Here is a 16568-nt window from a genome sequence, read left to right as displayed (position 1 = left end):
GAGACGATCGCACGCGCGATCCTGGTCTTTGACGTGCCCCTGTTGCTGGTGCTGATGGCGCTGGCATCGATCGGCCTGATGTCCATGTATTCGGCGGGCGGCGGCTTTGACGGCCGCTTTGCCGATCAGCTGCGCAACTATGGGATTGCGCTGGCCGCCATGTGGCTGCTGGCGCAGTTTTCGCCCCATGCGCTGATGCGCCTGGCGGTGCCGATCTATGTGCTGGGCGTGGTGCTGCTGATCGCGGTCGAAGTCGCCGGCATCACCAGCAAAGGCGCCACGCGCTGGCTGGAACTGGGGGTCACGCGCATCCAGCCGTCCGAAATGATGAAAATCGCGGTGCCGCTCATGCTGGCCTGGTACTTCCATCGGCATCAGGGATGGCTGCGGGTGCGTGACTTTGTCGTGGCCGGTCTGCTGATGGGGGTGCCCTTCGCGCTGATCGTGCTGCAGCCCGACCTGGGCACGGCCCTGCTGGTGTTTGGCGCGGGGTTCTTCGTGCTGTTTTTTGCCGGCCTGTCCTTCAAGCTCCTGATCCCGGTCACGGTCGTCGTCACCCTGGCGTTGGGGTCGCTGGTCACGTTCGAACATGACTTGTGTGAAGGCGATCTGGACTGGGTCATCCTGCACGACTACCAGAAGCACCGCGTGTGCACCCTCCTCAACCCTGGGTCCGATCCGCTAGGCAAGGGCTTCCACACCATCCAGTCGACCATTGCGGTGGGGTCCGGTGGCACGCTGGGCAAGGGATGGATGCAGGGCACACAAACGCATCTGGACTTCATTCCCGAGCGGACCACCGACTTCATTTTTGCGGTGTTCGCGGAAGAGTTCGGGCTGGTCGGAAACGTGGTGCTGCTGGTCCTGTACCTGTTGCTGCTGATCCGCGGGCTGACCATCGCCGCCAACGCGCCCACGCTATTTTCCCGATTGCTGGGCGGGGCGCTGACGATGGTGTTCTTCGTCTATGCGTTCGTGAACATGGGGATGGTGAGCGGCATCCTTCCCGTGGTGGGCGTGCCCCTGCCATTCATGAGTTACGGGGGCACGGCGCTGCTGACGCTGGGGTGCGCCGCGGGGATCCTGATGGGGATCAATCGGCATCGCACGTTGGTGCAAACCTAGGGCCCGTGCGTGGCTTGAACTAAAAAGCCCCCGATGATCTCGGGGGCTTTTTTATGTCAAAGCGCAGTGTCCGCCCGGGCAATCTGTGGATGAAATCGACCGGGAGAGCCAAGCGGACCTGCCGGCAGGTCCGCCTTGGGCGCTTACCGGCCCTGCGACTTCAACAGCGCATCCAGACGCGGATACACGCGGCGGGCGTTGCCTTCGAAAATCATCTGGCGGGTATCGGTCGCGAGGTCGGTGTTGTCGACATAACGACGGGTATCGTCGAAGTAATGGCCCGTGTCGGGGTCGATGCCGCGAACGGCGCCGATCATTTCGCTGGCGAACAGGATGTTTTCCGCCGGAATCACTTCGGTCAGCAGGTCAATACCGGGCTGGTGGTAGACGCAGGTGTCGAAGAAGATGTTCTTTAGCAGGTGCTCGCGCGGCTCAGGCTTCTTCAAAGCCTGGGCCAGACCGCGGAAGCGGCCCCAGTGGTAGGGCACGGCGCCGCCGCCATGGGGGATGATGAAGCGCAGTGATGGAAAGTCCTTGAACAGATCGGATTCCAGGCACTGCATGAATGCGGTCGTGTCGGCGTTCAGGTAGTGGGCGCCGGTGGTGTGGAAGCACACGTTGCAGCTCTGGCTGACGTGGACCATGGCAGGCACGTCGTACTCGACCAGCTTTTCGTACAGCGGATACCACGAACGGTCGCTCAGCGGCTTGCCCGTCCAGTGCCCGCCCGAAGGGTCCGGGTTCAGGTTGACGGCCACGTTGCGGAATTCTTCGATGCAGCGGGTCAGTTCCGGAATGCAGGTGGCAACGTCCACGCCCGGGCTTTGCGGCAGCATGGCCGCAGGGACGAAGTGTTCGGGGAACAGCTCGGCCACACGGAAACAGATTTCATTGCAGATGGCGGCCCAGGTGGCGGACACCTGGAAATCGCCGATGTGGTGCGCCATGAAAGACGCACGCGGGCTGAAGATCGTCACATCGTGACCGCGCTCTTTCATGATCCGGAGCTGATTGGTCTCGATCGATTCGCGCAATTCGTCGTCGCTGATCTTCAGGCTGGCGGGATTGGGCGGCGTCGTCTTGTTGTTGAAGGCGGCGACTTGCTGGTTGCGCCAGTCTTCAAGCGCCTTGGGGGCGGTGGTGTAGTGACCGTGGCAATCGATGATCATTGCGGGGTTCCGGGAAAAAGGGCGCGCGCGGCGCGGTGGAAAGAAGAGCGGGCATGCGATCTAGGCGCTGGCCGCTGGCGCGTGGCATGCACGCAAGGCACGCACGCAACATCACGTACGTCATGTTGCAAGACGTGGCGACTAGCAGTCAAATATATGTTTTCGCGCCGACCTATACCGAAATATGAATGGGTTCGTGCTGCGATGCAGGATCTTCAAGGCAAGTGGATGGACTTACGTCAACTGCGTTACTTCGTGGCCGTGGCCGAAGCCATGAGTTTTACGGTGGCCGCCCGCAACCTGAACATCAGCCAGCCGCCGCTAAGCATGCATATCCGCGCGCTGGAAGATGCGCTGGGCACCCGGCTGTTCGACCGCACGCACCGCAGCATCACGCTGACCGAAGCGGGCGTCGTGTTCCTTGAACAGGCCCGGCTTACGCTGAACCAGATGGAAAGCGCCGTCCGCCTAACCAAGCTGGCCGGGCAGGGCGAAACCGGGCTGCTGCGCATTGCGTTCACCAACTCCGTTCCGCTGATCCCTGGCTTTGCCCAGTTGATCAAACGCTTCCGCCGCCACTATCCGCTTGCCCGCCTGGAAATCGTCCATATGCCGACCGGCCCCCAGCTGCGCGCGCTGGAAGACCGCAGCATCGACATTGGCCTGATGCGGCCCGCGCCACAGTTCCAGCCGCCCGCGCATCTGCGTTTTGTCCAGCTGTGGAACAACGAGTTGCGTGTGGTCATGCCCACGGATCACCCTCTGGCGGCCTTGAATCGTCCCTTGGCCGTGAAGGAACTGGCCGACGAACCGCTGATTCTCTTCCCGCGCGATATCAGCTGCGGCCTGCACGAACAGATCACTCAGCTGTTCAACGACGCTGGCATGGTCCCGCATCTGGGCCAGGAAGCCCGCGAAGCCGTCACCATCGTCGGACTGGTGTCGGCGGGCGTGGGTATTTCGCTGCTGCCGGACGTGTATGCCAGCCTGCAAACCGCCGGGATCCATTACGCGCCGCTGGCGGCTTCGACCAGCAATTGCCCGTTGTACCTCGCGCATCACAACGACCATCCCACTGACCTGGCAGCAAGGTTTGTGGCCCTGGCGCAATCCGAGATCGCCCTGACCGCAAGCGTGCTGTCGGACGCCGCGGCGCCGGGTACCCGGCGCGTCCCACCCGCCGTGCCCGTTCCCGCCTAGGGTTGCGTTCCTTGCCGCCCTTGCGCGGCTGGGACCCGCGAGCACCCGGTAGCAGGCGCGTGCCATTCCGACCGCAGCGCGATCCGCGTGCCGCGCCTTAGAAGAACCTGCCTGCTGCGCCTCAGAACGACCTGCCTGCTGCGTCTTGGAACAACCCGCCTGCTGAGCCTTTACACGTCCTACCCGCTGTCCTGTTAAACAACCTACCCGCTGGCCTTTAGAACAACTCACCTTTCACGAACAACCCCGCCAACAACTTCCTGACTGGCGCGGGCAGCGCGGCATCCGCTGCCTGATCCACAGGCATCCACCACCACGTCGTCCGATCGGAATCCAGCCCCGGCTGCGTGTCCAGACCTGGCTGCGCATCTACGCCCGGCTGCGTGTCCAGACCTGGCTGCGCATCTACGCCTGGCTGCGTGTCCAGACCTGGCTGCGCATCTACGCCTGGCTGTGTGTCCAGACTTGGCTGCGCGTCCAGACCCGGTTGCGTGTTCAATCCCGGTTGCGTGTCAGGTCTCGTCTGCGCGTCCAGCCCTGGCAATGCGCCGGCGTCCGCGGCCACTACCGCTCCCGTCTGCACCCGGACATGCCAGGGCGTCACATGCAGCTTGAAATGCGTAAAGGTGTGCGAAAACACCGGCAACGCAAACGCCTCGTCGGCTTGCACGCCCAGTTGCCGCCAAGCCGCCTCCGCGCCCTGCTCCAGGGGAAACTCGGGCAGGCTCCACAGCCCGCCCCAGATCCCTGGCGACGGCCGCATCTTGAGCAGCACACATCCCTCCCGCTCCACCACCAGCATCCCGGTTTCCCTTTCCGGCGACTTCTTGCGCACCTTGGGCGTCGGCAGATCATACTGACGCGCTTCCCGCAGCGCCACGCACGTCCCGCGCACCGGACAGCGCCCGCAGTCCGGGGCACCCCGCGTACAGACTGTCGCGCCAAGATCCATCAGCCCTTGCGTATACGACCGCATATCGTCCGCGGTTGTGCTGCTCACCGCGGGCAGGTGTTCACCTGCCAGTCCCCACATGATTAGCTCCACCGGCCGCTTGGACGGATCCCCTTCGATCCCGAAATGCCGCGCGAACACCCGCTTCACGTTTCCATCCAGGATCGGGCTGCGCTCGCCATACGCAAACGCCGCAATGGCCGCTGCGGTCGATCGCCCGATTCCCGGCAGCGTCTCGATATCCGCCGCCGTCGGTGGAAATTGGCCGCCCCAGTTGGCCAGCACCTGCTGCGCACAGGCATGCAGGTTCCGCGCGCGGGTGTAGTAGCCCAGGCCGGCCCACAGCTGCATCACGTCTTCAGCCGGCGCGCGCGCCAGGTCCGCCACGGTCGGAAACTTTTCCAGGAAGCGTTCGTAGTAGGGGATGACTGTCGCCACCTGCGTCTGCTGCAGCATGATTTCCGATAGCCAGATGCGGTACGGGTCGTGGGTGTTCTGCCAGGGAAGGGCGTGGCGGCCGTGCTGGCGCTGCCACGTGACGACGTGCTCGGAAAACGTGCTCATGGGGATGGAAATACGAAGCGGTAAAGAGGCGCGTCGTGTGGGACGCGATGGGCCGGACGGCTCGGTTGCGAGGCCGGACGGCTCGGTCGCAAGGCCGGACGGCTTGGTTGCAAGGCCAGACGGCTCAGTCGCAAGGCCGGAACGGGGCAGGCCGTCGCAGAGGGTCCTGTCGCAAAGGCTCTTGCCGCAAAAGGCCTTGCCGCAAAGGACTCCGCCGCGGCGATTCGCGCCCGGGCGGTCAAGGCTTCTGGCAACGTGGGCAATAGTACGTGGCCCGCTGACCCTGCACGATCTTGCGGATTGGCGTCGTGCACACCCGGCACGGCATGCCGGCCCGGTCATACACATACGCGCCGATCTGGAAGTAGCCCGACTCGCCGCCCGCCCCGACATAATCCCGAAGCGAACTGCCGCCCGCATCGATGGCGCTGCCCAGGGTGGCCTTGACCGCCTCGGCAAGCTTGTCATAACGCTTGGGGCCGATCCGGGACGCAATGGTCTTTGGGTGAATGCCCGCACGGAACAGGCTTTCGGACGCGTAAATATTACCGACGCCGACCACGATATCCCCGCCCAGCAAGACCTGCTTGACCGACTGCGAGCGATTGCGCGTATGGCGATGCAGCCATCCACCGTCGAAGCGGGGGTCGAAGGGTTCAATGCCCAGGTGGCCCAGCAGGGGATGGGCCAGTACGTCGCCATCCCCCGCCGGATGCCACAGCACCGCGCCGAACCGCCGTGGGTCATGCAGGCGCAGCACGCCGCGATCGAACACCCAATCCACGTGATCGTGCTTGCGCGGCGCATCGTCCGGATGGACGTGGCGCAGCGATCCGGACATGCCCAGATGGACGATCATCGTGCCGGTATCGAAAGGCAAGAGCAGATACTTGCCGCGCCGGGCGACTGCCGACACGCTGCGGCCGTCGACCTGCTGGGACAGGTCATCGGGAATGGGCCAGCGAAAGCGCGTTTCGCGAACCACGAGGCGGCGCAAGACCTGGCCGTCGACCGTCGGAGAGATACCGCGCCGTGTGACCTCGACTTCGGGGAGTTCTGGCATAGTTGTTGCTGGACTTGTTTCCGGAAATGCTGCGGGAATAGGGCGGATGGCTCGGTGGCCGTGACCGATTTGCCTTGCCCGGATCAGCAAGGGTTGAACCGGCAAGGCTGGGCGTGGTCCGATATATCCACTGCCAGTCAGCGCCTTTCGCCATCCACTGCAACCCGGAAGGCGCAAGACCGCAGGACTGGACCGAACTGGTCCACAGCTGGACTCAAGGTGGGGCCTGATCGTCAGGAACCCAGTGCTAACATCCCCACTGTCGGGCTGGCGCCTAGGATGCGCCGAGGAATTGTGCCATGTTGTCAAACACGTATCGCAGGAAGTTGGCGGCGCTCGGGCTGGGCCTGTTGGCAAGCACGATGGCCTTTGCCCAATCGGGTGGTGAAGAACCGTCCGACGGCTTCCTGGTGCCCGGATTGAGCGTGTCGCCCCAGGGGCCACGCGCGGGCGCGCCCAAGGCGCTGCCGCAAGTCGAGCTGACCGGCGAAATCCTGTTCCAGGTGCTGGCTTCCGAAGTCGCGGCCCAGCGGGGCGCCCTGTCGGCAGCCACGGGCACGTCGCTGGAACTGGCCCGCTTTACCCGGGATCCCCGCCTGGCGCGCCGCGCGGTTGAGTTCGCGCTCACTTCCGGCGATTTGGTGCGTGCCCTGGACGCGGCGCAGGTCTGGGTCGAGCTGGACCCGGCCGACGTAGAAGCCCGCCAGACCTCGCTGTCGCTGGCTGCCGCGGCCGGCCGTATCGAAGGCCTGGGCGCCGCGCTGCGTTCGCGCATCGCCACTGCCAGCGCTTCTGAAAAGCCTGCCGCCATTGTTGAAGCACGCCGCGTGCTGGGCCGGCTGGAAGACCGCCGCCGCGCGCTCGACATCCTTGACGAGGCTTTGGCCGACGTACGCGATCTGCCGGAAGCCCGCATGGCCCTGGCCCGTGCGGCGGCTACCGCCAATGACGCGCCGCGCGCCTTGCGGGAAGCCCGCGCCGCGCAAGCTGCGCAGCCGGATTCCGAAGCCGCGGCGGCCTTGGTGCTGCAGACCGGCATTGAAAGCGAACCCGACAAGGTCATCGCGGCCACCCGCGCCTTCATTGCATCGCACCCCAAGGCACGCGAACTGCGTGTGCTGCTGGTGCGCGCGCTGGCCCAGGTGCAGGATGTCGAGGGAGCCCGCGCCGAACTCGATTCCATGGCGCGCGCCAATCCCGAAGACTTCGAAGTGCTGTACATGCAGGGCGCGCTGGCCTACCAGACCGGTCAGCTCGACGATGCCGAAAAGTACCTGAAGCAGTATTCGGCCATCGAAGATCAGCGCGCGGCGGCTGGCCAGCCCGTGCCGACGCCGCCCGAAGGCAATGCCGCCTTGCTGCTGCGCGTTCAGGTGGCCGAAGAACAGAAGCGGTATGACGACGCCTTCGAGTTGCTGCAAGGCGTTCAGGACCCGGCCGCGGCGTTCCCGGCCCGCTTGCGCCAGGCGGTGATCCGCGCCAAGCAGGGCCGTCTGGACGATGCCCGCAAGGTGCTGGCCATCCTGGATCCCCGCGACACCCGCGAAGGCGTCCAGGTCGCCATGACCGAATCGCAGATCCTGCGCGACGCGAACCGGATGGACGAGGCCACCAAGGTGCTCGCCGATGCCAACGCCAAGTATCCCGACAACCCCGTCATCATGTACGACCTTGCCATGCTGAACGAGCGCGAAGGCAAGATCGCCGAGATGGAAACGCTGTTGCGCCGGGTGATCGCGGTCAAGCCGGATCATGCGCATGCCTACAACGCGCTGGGCTACTCGCTGGCCGATCGTAAACTGCGTCTGCCCGAAGCCAAGGCGCTGGTCGAACGCGCGCTGAATCTGCAGCCCGATGACGCCTTCATCATCGACAGCATGGGCTGGGTCTATTACCGGATGGGCGACAACGCCAAGGCCTTGTCCTATCTGGAGCGCGCCTACAGCTTGCGTCCCGACGCCGAAATCGCGATCCACCTTGGTGAAGTGCTATGGGCTTCGGGCCAGCAGGACAAGGCGCGTCAATTGTGGCGTGACGTGAGCCAGAAGGATCCCGGCAACGAAGTGCTGCGTACGACGCTGGCCCGCCTGGAGGCGACGCTTTGAAGTCAGCAGTGGTAGCAGGGCCGGAAGTGACGAGGTCTGCACATGCAGCGGTGGCGAATGCCGGTGTGACCCGTTCTCGTCTGGCGCGTCTGTTGATTCCCGCAATCCTGATCGGCGCGCTGTCCGCCTGCGCCGTTCCGGTTCCCATTCCTGTGCCGGTTGGCGCGGCCGAAGCACCGGCAGCCACCGCCCTGTCGCGGGTCGGCCGATTCGCCCTGCGGGTCGATGAAGTCGGCGGCAAGCAGAACGCCGTGCAGGGCGGCTTTGCCTGGCGCGACGATGGCCAGAGCCTGGTGCTTGATCTGGTGTCGCCCCTCGGTGCGACCCTGGCCCGCGTCGAGGCCGGCCCGCAAGGCGCCATGCTGCGCGAAGCCAACGGCGCCGAAACCCACGCATTGAATCCCGACGCGCTGGTTGCCCTGGTGCTGGGCAGCCGCATTCCGGTCGCCGGCATGCGCGACTGGCTGCGCGGCACCTTGCCCGACAGCCCACCCGCCACCGTCACCGAAAAAGACGCCCAGGGCCGCCCCACGGCCTTCGAGCAGGCCGGCTGGCAGGTGCAGGCGTCGCAATACGATGCTGCCGGCCCGACCCGCATGGCCTTGCAGCGGCAAGAGTCCACCGGGCAGAATGTCGATCTTCGGCTGGTGATCAACACGCCCTAGTAGGCTGGCGCCGTAGGGGTCAGGCGCGGTCTGGCCTGCTTGCCTTGACCGCGCAGCCATCCACTCCTGCTTCCGCACCCATGCCATCTTTGCGCGACATTCCGGCCCCGGCCAAGATCAATCTGTTCCTGCACGTGACCGGCCGCCGCGCCGATGGCTATCACCTGCTGCAGACGGCATTCCGCTTCATCGACCTGCAGGACACGCTGCACATCGCCACGCGCGAGGATGGGCGCATCACGCGCCTGAACGACGTTCCTGGGGTGCCCGAAGACGAGGACCTGGTGGTGCGTGCCGCTCGGTCCTTGCAGGCCGCCACGGGCTGCACCCTGGGCGCCGAGATCGAACTGGTCAAACGGATTCCGATGGGCGGCGGATTGGGCGGCGGATCGAGCGACGCCGCGTCCGTGCTGCTGGCCCTGAACCGTCTGTGGAACTGCGGATTGACCCGCGAGCAACTGATGGAACTGGCGCTGCCGCTAGGCGCCGACGTGCCCGTGTTCGTATTTGGCCGCAATGCATTCGCCGAGGGCGTGGGCGAGCAACTCCGTCCGCTGGACCTGCCGCCACGTTGGTATGTGATCGTCCAGCCGGACGCCAGCGTGCCTACGCCAGAGATATTTCGCGCCCCCGAGTTGACAAGAGATTCTGCTCCAGTCAGAATAGCGGACTTTTCTGGGAGCAATACTTGTCCCGGAGAAAACAGCGGCAGGCAGGACAGTAAGGTCAGTGACACGCCGGATCGTTTCGGCGCGTTGAAGAATGACCTTGAGCCGGTTGCATTTGCCAGGTTTCCGGAAGTGGCCCGTATCGCGGGCGTGGTGACCGAAGTGTTGGCCAGCGGAATGCAGTCCAATGCGCTTGATCCAGGCCGCAAGGTCAGGATGTCCGGATCGGGTGCATGTCTGTTCGTGGAATGCGACACGCCTGAACAGGCAAGCTGGGCGGTTGAACAAATCGCCGGTAGAATGCGCCAGCGCTGTTGTGTTGAAAGTGCCGCAGTAGAAGAAAGCATGACCGATCTGCCGTACGTGAGGATCAACCGTGTATGTGCCGGCCTCGCTGTCCATCCCCTGCTAGAATGGGTGGCTTGAACAGATCGAATCATGAGGTAAAATAGCGATCGCGCTGATGAAAATTCGCCGACTGCTATACGCGATGTTTGCCGACACAGCCGGGAAACGTACGCTGCAAGTTTTTACGGCCTTGATCAGGCGTGCTTGATCTGGGCCAAGTGTTGGGGAGTCGCCAAGCTGGTTAAGGCACCGGATTTTGATTCCGGCATGCGAAGGTTCGAATCCTTCTTCCCCAGCCACCGCTCTTGACCGAAAAGCTGTTGATGCCCTCGGATCACTCCGTTGGTATCAACAGCTTTGTTGTTTTGTCGATCGGCTCCTAGAGCCATAGCCACGGGCGATGCGTCATGGCGCAAGAAAATTTCATGATTTTCACGGGGACGGCCAATCCCCGGCTGGCAGCAGACGTTGCCAGCCATCTTGGCATGCCACTGGGCAAGATGAGCGTGGGTCGGTTCTCCGACGGCGAAGTCATGGTGGAGATCAACGAAAACGTCCGCGGTAAAGACGTCTTCGTTCTGCAGCCCACCTGTGCCCCGACGAACGACAACCTCATGGAAATCATGGTGATGGTCGACGCCCTGCGTCGGGCATCCGCGGGTCGTATCACGGCAGCCATCCCTTACTTCGGTTATGCCCGCCAGGACCGCCGTCCGCGCTCCGCGCGCGTGGCGATCTCGGCCAAGGTCGTTGCCAACATGCTGCAGGTCGTCGGTGTCGACCGCGTGTTGACGATGGACCTGCATGCCGACCAGATCCAGGGCTTCTTTGATATCCCGGTCGACAACATCTATGCCGCCCCGATCCTGCTGGGCGACATCTGGAAGCGCAACCTGGCCAACCTGATCGTCGTGTCTCCGGACGTTGGCGGTGTGGTGCGGGCCCGGGCGCTGGCCAAGCGGCTCGAAGCCGACCTGGCCATCATCGACAAACGCCGGCCCAAGGCCAACGTGTCGGAAGTCATGAACATCATCGGCGACGTCGATGGCCGTACCTGCATCATCATGGACGACATGGTCGACACGGCGGGAACGCTGTGCAAGGCCGCCCAGGTGCTCAAGCAGCGTGGCGCCGTTGCCGTGTATGCGTATTGCACGCATGCCGTGCTGTCGGGTGGGGCCATTGGCCGCATCGCCGAATCCGATCTCGACGAACTCGTCGTGACCGACACGATTCCGCCCAACGACGCTGCCCGCGCATGTGGCCGTATCCGCCACCTGTCGTGCGCGGCACTGATCGGCGAAACGATGCTTCGCATCTCGCGCGCTGACTCGGTCAGCTCGCTGTTCGTCGAGTAATACCCCCTATTTTCCTGATCGCTTCTGGTGTTCAGAAGCGACGGGTGAACCGGCGGTGCTGGTCGCGGCATTGTCGGACGGGACGCGGTGGTCGCGTCCTGTGCGTCGCGTGCAGGCATACGCCTGCCGCCCTTTGGAGAAAACCATGAAATTCAACGCCACACCGCGTAGCGAACAGGGATCGAGTGCGAGCCGCCGCCTGCGCCTCGCCGGCCGCGTGCCCGCCATCGTTTATGGCGCGGACGCACAACCGCTGAACATCGAGCTCGATCACAACGAAGTCTTCCATGCCCTGCGCAAGGAAGAGTTCCACGCATCGATCCTCGACATGCAACTGGAAGGCAAGAGCAGCCAGGTCCTGCTGCGCGCTGTTCAGTGGCACCCGTACAAGCAACAAGTGATGCACATCGACTTCCAGCGCGTCGCCGCTGGCAAGGCGCTGCACACCAAGGTTCCGTTCCACTTCATGAACCAGGAAACGTCTCCTGCCGTGAAGCTGAGCTCGGCCACGATCAGCCACGTGTTCACCGAAATCGAAGTGAACTGCCTGCCCGCCAACCTGCCCCAGTTCATCGAAGTGGACCTGGGCCAGCTGGTCGCCGGTCAGTCGATTCACCTGTCGGAAATCAAGCCACCCAAGGGCGTGACGTTCTCGTCGCACTCGGGTGACGATCCGGTGATCGTGACCGCACTGGTCGGTGGCGGCGCCGCCAACGTGATGACGGAAGACGAAGTGGCCGACGCCCCGGCGCCTGCCGCCGGCGACGAAGCAGCCAAGTAATCTGGCTTTGCCCGCGGTCCGGCCTGCCGGACCGATCCGTTTCAGCGTTTCACTAGCCCTGGATGTGCCCTGCACACCAGGGCTTTTGATTTTTCAGCGTCCGCACGATACCGTCTGAGTCATGCCCGAACCTATCCGCCTGATCGTTGGCCTGGGAAACCCCGGCCCCGACTACGAACGTACCCGCCACAACGCCGGCTTCTGGCTGCTCGACCAGCTTGCCGATGACCTGCGCGCGCCCTTCACCGCCGACAAGGCGTTCTTTGGCCACGTCGGCAAGGCCCGCCACGACGGCGCGGCCGTGCTGCTGCTCAAGCCCATGACGTACATGAACCGCTCGGGACAAAGCGTCAGTGCGCTAGCGCGGTTCTACAAGCTGGTGCCAGAGCAGGTGCTGGTCGTCCATGACGAACTGGACCTGCTGCCCGGGCAGGCCAAGATCAAGCAGGGCGGCAGCCATGCGGGCCACAACGGCCTCAAGGATATTCAGTCCGCGCTGGGCTCGCCGCAGTTCTGGCGGCTGCGCCTGGGCATCGGGCATCCGCGTTCGTTGGGGCTGGCCCAGCAGGTGATCGATTTCGTGCTGCATCAGCCTCGGCGCGAGGAGCAGGACAAGATCGACGACACATTAACGCGGTCGCGCGCGGTGATTCCCGCACTGTTGAAGGGCGACTTCGAGCAGGCGATGCAGCAGCTGCATAGCGGGAATGGCTGACGGGGACGGCCGGCCTGAGTCCGGGGCTCCTGACGCCGCCGGCAGCTCGGGCCGCCAGGTCAGAGACCCTGCGGAGGCAGATAGCTGCGGAAGGCCGGACAGTGCTGGCAATCCTGATAACCTCGGCAGCCCCGGCCAACCCGGCTACCCAGGCAATCCCGACAACCTCGGCAGCTCGGCCCGCCTGCGCGCCACCCGATTCTCCGAAGAATTCCTGGACCTGCTGCGCTTCGTGCGCCGCCCGCGGCTCACGCCGCATCGCCCTCGTTCCCCGCAGCCGGCCTGGCGCGCGGAATGGCTGGGCGGCTTGTCATTGAGCCGGCTCGCCTTCTGGCTGCTGCTGCTCTGGACCATTAACCTGCTGGTGCTGGGCCCACTCGCCGTATCGGTCGCGACCCTGTCTGGCACCGAACGCAAGCTGCCTGCAGGCGTGCTGTCGTGGTTCCTGGTGGTTGCCTGGGCGCCCGTCATCGAAGAACTGCTGTTCCGCCTGGGCATGCGGCGGCCGGCCCAGGCGGTCTGGCTGGCGCCCGTGCTGTTCGTTGGACTGCTGCTGGGGCCACGCCCGTTTGTCGTGGCCGGCGTGGTCATCGCTGCGGGCGGCATCGCATCGATCCTGGCCGCGAAAAAACATCGCTGGCGCTTTGGCCGCCTGCGCCGCTACAGCCGCCGCTTCCCCTACATCTTCCACGGTCTGACAGCCCTGTTCGCCTGCCTGCACCTGGCCAACTATTCCCTGGGCGGCGCGTGGCTCGCATTGCTCCCCCTGCTCGTGCTGCCCCAATGGATCACCGGTCTCGTCCTGGGCTGGATGCGGGTACGATTTGGCATCGGCGCGTCGATTGCCTTGCACGCGTCATTCAATGCCGGGCCCATGCTGCTGATCGTGGCGCTGCGGACCTGGGCACCCGGCCTGCTGCAGGCCTGAAACGGAGGTGATGGATATGGTGTTGTCGTTCGAAGGGATCGTGGTCGTCGTTTCCGGCGCCAGCAAGGGCATTGGCTATGCGTGCGCGCAAGCCTTTGCCGCCGCGGGCGCGCGCGTGGTCGGCATCTCGCGCAGCCAAAGCAACCTGGCCACCGCCCGCACGCAACTGCAGGCCGCCGGGCACGATATGGCGGTCTACGCCGCCGACATGACCGACCCGGCCGCCGCCGCGGCCGTGGTGGACGCGATCGAGCGCGACGTCGGCCCCATTGGCGTACTGGTCAACTCAGCCGGCGCCGCCCGCCGCAACGCACCCGCCGAGCTCGGCCCCGACGCCTTCCGCCAGGCCATGGACGCCAAGTACTTCAGCTACATGCACCTGCTCGAACCCGTCGCCAAACGCATGGTGGCCCGCAAGAAGGGCAGCATCGTCAACATCATCGGCCAGGGCGGCCGCAGCCCCAGCACCATGCACATCGCCGGCGGGTCGGCCAACGCCGCGCTCATGCTGGCCACCGTCGGCTACGCCAAGGCCTACGCGCCGTTTGGGGTGCGGGTGAACGGCATCAACCCCGGCCTGACGCACACGACGCGGGTGGACGAAGGCCTGGCCGTGCAATCGCGGGCGTCGGGCCGGCCGCCCGAAGAGCTGCTGGCCGAGCAGGTCAAGGGCATCCCGATGGGACGGATTGCGCAACCGGAAGAGATCGCGAACGTGGCGGTGTTCCTGGCGTCGAGCCTGGCCAGTTATGTGTCGGGCGCGATCATTCCGATGGATGGGTGTGAGTCGTCGGTGTTGTAGGGCCGCAGGCGCTTGTGGCGGGTAGCACCACCAACTGCGCTTGCCGCATGCGCCGCGCATCGCGTGGCGCGAAGCCGAAGTGGTCGCGGAAGGACGCTGTAAAGCTTGTCTGATGCTGGTACCCGACCGCAGTCGCCACTTCGCTGACCGACATGCGGCTGTCCATCAGCAAGTCAAGCGCGTGTTCCATGCGGCGGGTCTGGCCCAGCTTGAACACCGTTTGCCCGTACATGAACTTGAAGCCGCGTTTGAGCTTGGACGTATTGGTGCCAACCGCCCGCGCCAGCGTAGGGATCGTCGGCATGTGCGACATGTCGGCAAGCAGCATGTCACGGGCCTTTTCGATGAGCCGCAGGTCACGGCCCGAAAAGACGTGTTCGGCGGTATGCGCGTCGGCGAATGCTTCCCACTGATCCAGAGCGGCACAAAGGATTTCACACACTTTGGCTTCGGCATACATCAGGCGCCGATGGCCGGTGTAAGGGTTGCCCATCAGCTTTTCGACGGCATGCAGTGCGTCGGCACCCACGGGCAGGTGCAGATAGGACAGATGCGCGCTGCCGATCGGATGCAATCTTGTGTGCAATGGATGATCCGGGCCCAACGCCGCCGTCAGAAAACGTTCGAAGCGCCTGCGCCGGACGTACAGGCTGACGGCCCGCCAGAGCCCCGGTTGGCATGACACCCGACAGCACACGCTGCCCTGCTGCACGATCGTAAGCGTGGGTCCGTCGATATGGACCTCACCCGCTTCCGGAATCGAAACCTGCGCAGGGCCTTTCAGGTAGAAGTGGAACTCGACGAAATCTTCGGGTGGAACGATTTCGGTTCGTGCACGCAGGTACTGGCATTCCGATATGACAAGGTAGGCGTCATCATGCAGGCCCATCATTTCCCAATGCCCTTCGGCGGGATCATCCGAGACCGGCACGCGGGAGCCGTACAGGCCCGCGCCGGGCGCGGAGGGGTCGGTAGGTGCATCGGCCAGGGTGTCATGCCGCAGACGTGCAAACGTGGTGGTGGTCGTCGCGCCGGCACCCGCAAGGCGAGTGCGGAATAGACCGTCGTATTGAGCAGATGGAAGGGAAGAGTGCATGATCGGTCATCCGGCGCGCGGGCATTACAGGCCAAGGTTCGTCATCCTATGCCGGGGCAGGAACGGGTCGTCAGGCGGGGAAATACGGCCTCCTTCCCCTTAGCCGCCGGCCTTGGCTACAAACGCCCGTGTGCTGCCCGATAACGCCTTGCCGCGCGCCGGCTTGCGCTTCGCCAATGCAAAGAGCGTCACGAGCACGAACACCGCCGTGACCATCTTGAGGTCGGATGGCTGGAAGCCGCATGCCAGCACGAGCGAGATCAACTGGAAGTACACGACCGACCCGATCACCGGCGCGACGACCTGCCGCAGCAAGGTGCGGTGGCCAATGATGGCTTCGCCTACCAACAGAGATGCCAGTCCGTTGATCAGAGTGCCGAAACCCATATTGACGTCGGCAAAGCCCTGATTCTGCGCCAGCAGGCCGCCCCCGAACGCGGCGATCAGGTTGGCCAGGCCCAGGCCGATCAACGTATAGGCTTTGACGTTGATGCCCTGTGCGCGCGCCATCGCCGGGCTGGATCCGATCGCGCGGATGGCGATGCCGTGTTGCGTGCCAAGAAACCAGATGATCGCCGCCACCAGCAGTACGTCGACAGCCGCCAGCAAGCCGATGCGATGCGGCAGGCCGCCTTCGGTACCGGGTAGATAATCGAACAGGCTGGTGACCGAGAACAAGGCGATGTTCGGCTGTCCCATTACCCGGATGTCGATCGAATACAGCATCGACAGCACCAGGATGCCGCACAGCAGCGAGTTGATCTTGACCTTTTCGTGGACGGCGGCAGTCAGTGCGCCACCGGCAAAGCCCGCCAAGGCGCCGACCAGCAACGCAGACACCGGCTCCATTCCCAAGACCAGACATTTGGCGGAAACGCATGCGCCGAACGCCAGGGTGCCTTCGCCCGTCATGTCGGCGAAGTTGAGGATACGGAACGGGATCATGACTGCGAGGGCAATCAGCGCGTAGATCAGGCCCTGCATCAGGCCCATCGGTATGAGATTTGCGAAAGTGGAGAGAAGGGTCAT

The 16568-nt window shown here is 64.4% G+C and carries 14 protein-coding genes, 1 tRNA gene and 1 pseudogene; 11 read left to right on the top strand and 5 right to left on the bottom strand.

From position 1 onward, the window contains the following. Positions 1-6: 6 nt before the first annotated feature. Positions 7-1125, top strand: coding sequence for a rod shape-determining protein RodA (gene rodA, locus ACNANG_RS10815; protein WP_420227510.1), 1119 nt, complete (start codon positions 7-9; stop codon positions 1123-1125). A 143-nt stretch (positions 1126-1268) separates the two neighbouring features. Here rodA and ACNANG_RS10810 read toward each other — a convergent pair whose 3' ends face one another. Then, a complete protein-coding gene (locus tag ACNANG_RS10810) occupies positions 1269-2294 on the bottom strand; it encodes an amidohydrolase family protein (protein WP_420227165.1) in 1026 nt (341 codons plus the stop codon). Between the two features lie 228 nt (positions 2295-2522). Here ACNANG_RS10810 and ACNANG_RS10805 point away from each other — a divergent pair, with 228 nt between their 5' ends. Next, positions 2523-3494: a LysR family transcriptional regulator gene (locus tag ACNANG_RS10805; protein WP_420227164.1), complete on the top strand. Its 972-nt coding sequence runs from the start codon at positions 2523-2525 to the stop codon at positions 3492-3494. A 565-nt stretch (positions 3495-4059) separates the two neighbouring features. On the opposite strand, the pseudogene mutY reads toward ACNANG_RS10805, so the two are convergent. Together mutY and mutM are read right to left on the bottom strand one after the other, a co-directional pair. Beyond that, positions 4060-5010, bottom strand: a pseudogene (mutY, locus tag ACNANG_RS10800) (A/G-specific adenine glycosylase); the annotation flags it as partial. Positions 5011-5248: 238 nt separating this feature from the next. Further along, positions 5249-6073 carry a bifunctional DNA-formamidopyrimidine glycosylase/DNA-(apurinic or apyrimidinic site) lyase gene (mutM, locus tag ACNANG_RS10795; RefSeq protein WP_420227163.1) on the bottom strand — a complete coding sequence of 275 codons (825 nt, stop codon included), beginning with the start codon at positions 6071-6073 and terminating at the stop codon, positions 5249-5251. Between the two features lie 299 nt (positions 6074-6372). Between mutM and ACNANG_RS10790 the strand changes: the two genes are divergently transcribed. From ACNANG_RS10790 to ACNANG_RS10750, 9 genes are all read left to right on the top strand, one after another. Next, the gene (locus ACNANG_RS10790; RefSeq protein ID WP_420227162.1) at positions 6373-8178 is read left to right on the top strand and encodes a tetratricopeptide repeat protein; all 1806 of its coding nucleotides are present in this window, start codon (positions 6373-6375) and stop codon (positions 8176-8178) included. A 65-nt stretch (positions 8179-8243) separates the two neighbouring features. Continuing rightward, a complete protein-coding gene (locus ACNANG_RS10785; RefSeq protein WP_420227161.1) occupies positions 8244-8843 on the top strand; it encodes an outer membrane lipoprotein LolB in 600 nt (199 codons plus the stop codon). A gap of 80 nt (positions 8844-8923) precedes the next feature. Continuing rightward, the gene (ispE, locus tag ACNANG_RS10780; protein ID WP_420227160.1) at positions 8924-9937 is read left to right on the top strand and encodes a 4-(cytidine 5'-diphospho)-2-C-methyl-D-erythritol kinase; all 1014 of its coding nucleotides are present in this window, start codon (positions 8924-8926) and stop codon (positions 9935-9937) included. A 144-nt stretch (positions 9938-10081) separates the two neighbouring features. Next, a tRNA-Gln gene (locus ACNANG_RS10775) sits at positions 10082-10158 on the top strand. Between the two features lie 108 nt (positions 10159-10266). Further along, positions 10267-11217 carry a ribose-phosphate pyrophosphokinase gene (locus tag ACNANG_RS10770; protein ID WP_179582248.1) on the top strand — a complete coding sequence of 317 codons (951 nt, stop codon included), beginning with the start codon at positions 10267-10269 and terminating at the stop codon, positions 11215-11217. A gap of 145 nt (positions 11218-11362) precedes the next feature. Next, the gene (locus tag ACNANG_RS10765; protein WP_420227159.1) at positions 11363-11998 is read left to right on the top strand and encodes a 50S ribosomal protein L25/general stress protein Ctc; all 636 of its coding nucleotides are present in this window, start codon (positions 11363-11365) and stop codon (positions 11996-11998) included. Positions 11999-12119: 121 nt separating this feature from the next. After that, entirely contained in the window at positions 12120-12713 is a 594-nt protein-coding gene (pth, locus tag ACNANG_RS10760; RefSeq protein ID WP_420227158.1) for an aminoacyl-tRNA hydrolase, read from the top strand. Beyond that, a complete protein-coding gene (locus ACNANG_RS10755; RefSeq protein WP_420227157.1) occupies positions 12706-13641 on the top strand; it encodes a type II CAAX prenyl endopeptidase Rce1 family protein in 936 nt (311 codons plus the stop codon). The genes pth and ACNANG_RS10755 overlap by 8 nt, the downstream gene beginning before the upstream one ends. 16 nt (positions 13642-13657) lie before the next feature. Next, the gene (locus ACNANG_RS10750; RefSeq protein WP_420227156.1) at positions 13658-14443 is read left to right on the top strand and encodes an SDR family oxidoreductase; all 786 of its coding nucleotides are present in this window, start codon (positions 13658-13660) and stop codon (positions 14441-14443) included. On the opposite strand, the gene ACNANG_RS10745 is transcribed toward ACNANG_RS10750, so the two are convergent. Together ACNANG_RS10745 and ACNANG_RS10740 are read right to left on the bottom strand one after the other, a co-directional pair. Then, positions 14406-15539 (bottom strand): helix-turn-helix transcriptional regulator, encoded by a 1134-nt coding sequence (locus tag ACNANG_RS10745; protein ID WP_420227155.1) that lies wholly within the window; start codon positions 15537-15539, stop codon positions 14406-14408. The two genes, ACNANG_RS10750 and ACNANG_RS10745, sit on opposite strands and share 38 nt — an antisense overlap. 99 nt (positions 15540-15638) lie before the next feature. Further along, complete coding sequence (locus ACNANG_RS10740) at positions 15639-16568, bottom strand: ABC transporter permease (RefSeq protein ID WP_420227154.1); 930 nt, start codon at positions 16566-16568, stop codon at positions 15639-15641.

The sequence above is a fragment of the Pigmentiphaga litoralis genome (assembly GCF_048632615.1).
GTDB classification, from domain to species: domain Bacteria; phylum Pseudomonadota; class Gammaproteobacteria; order Burkholderiales; family Burkholderiaceae_B; genus Pigmentiphaga; species Pigmentiphaga litoralis_B.
Note: the sequence above shows the minus strand (reverse complement) of the source record. Positions and strands in the feature narration are given on the sequence as shown.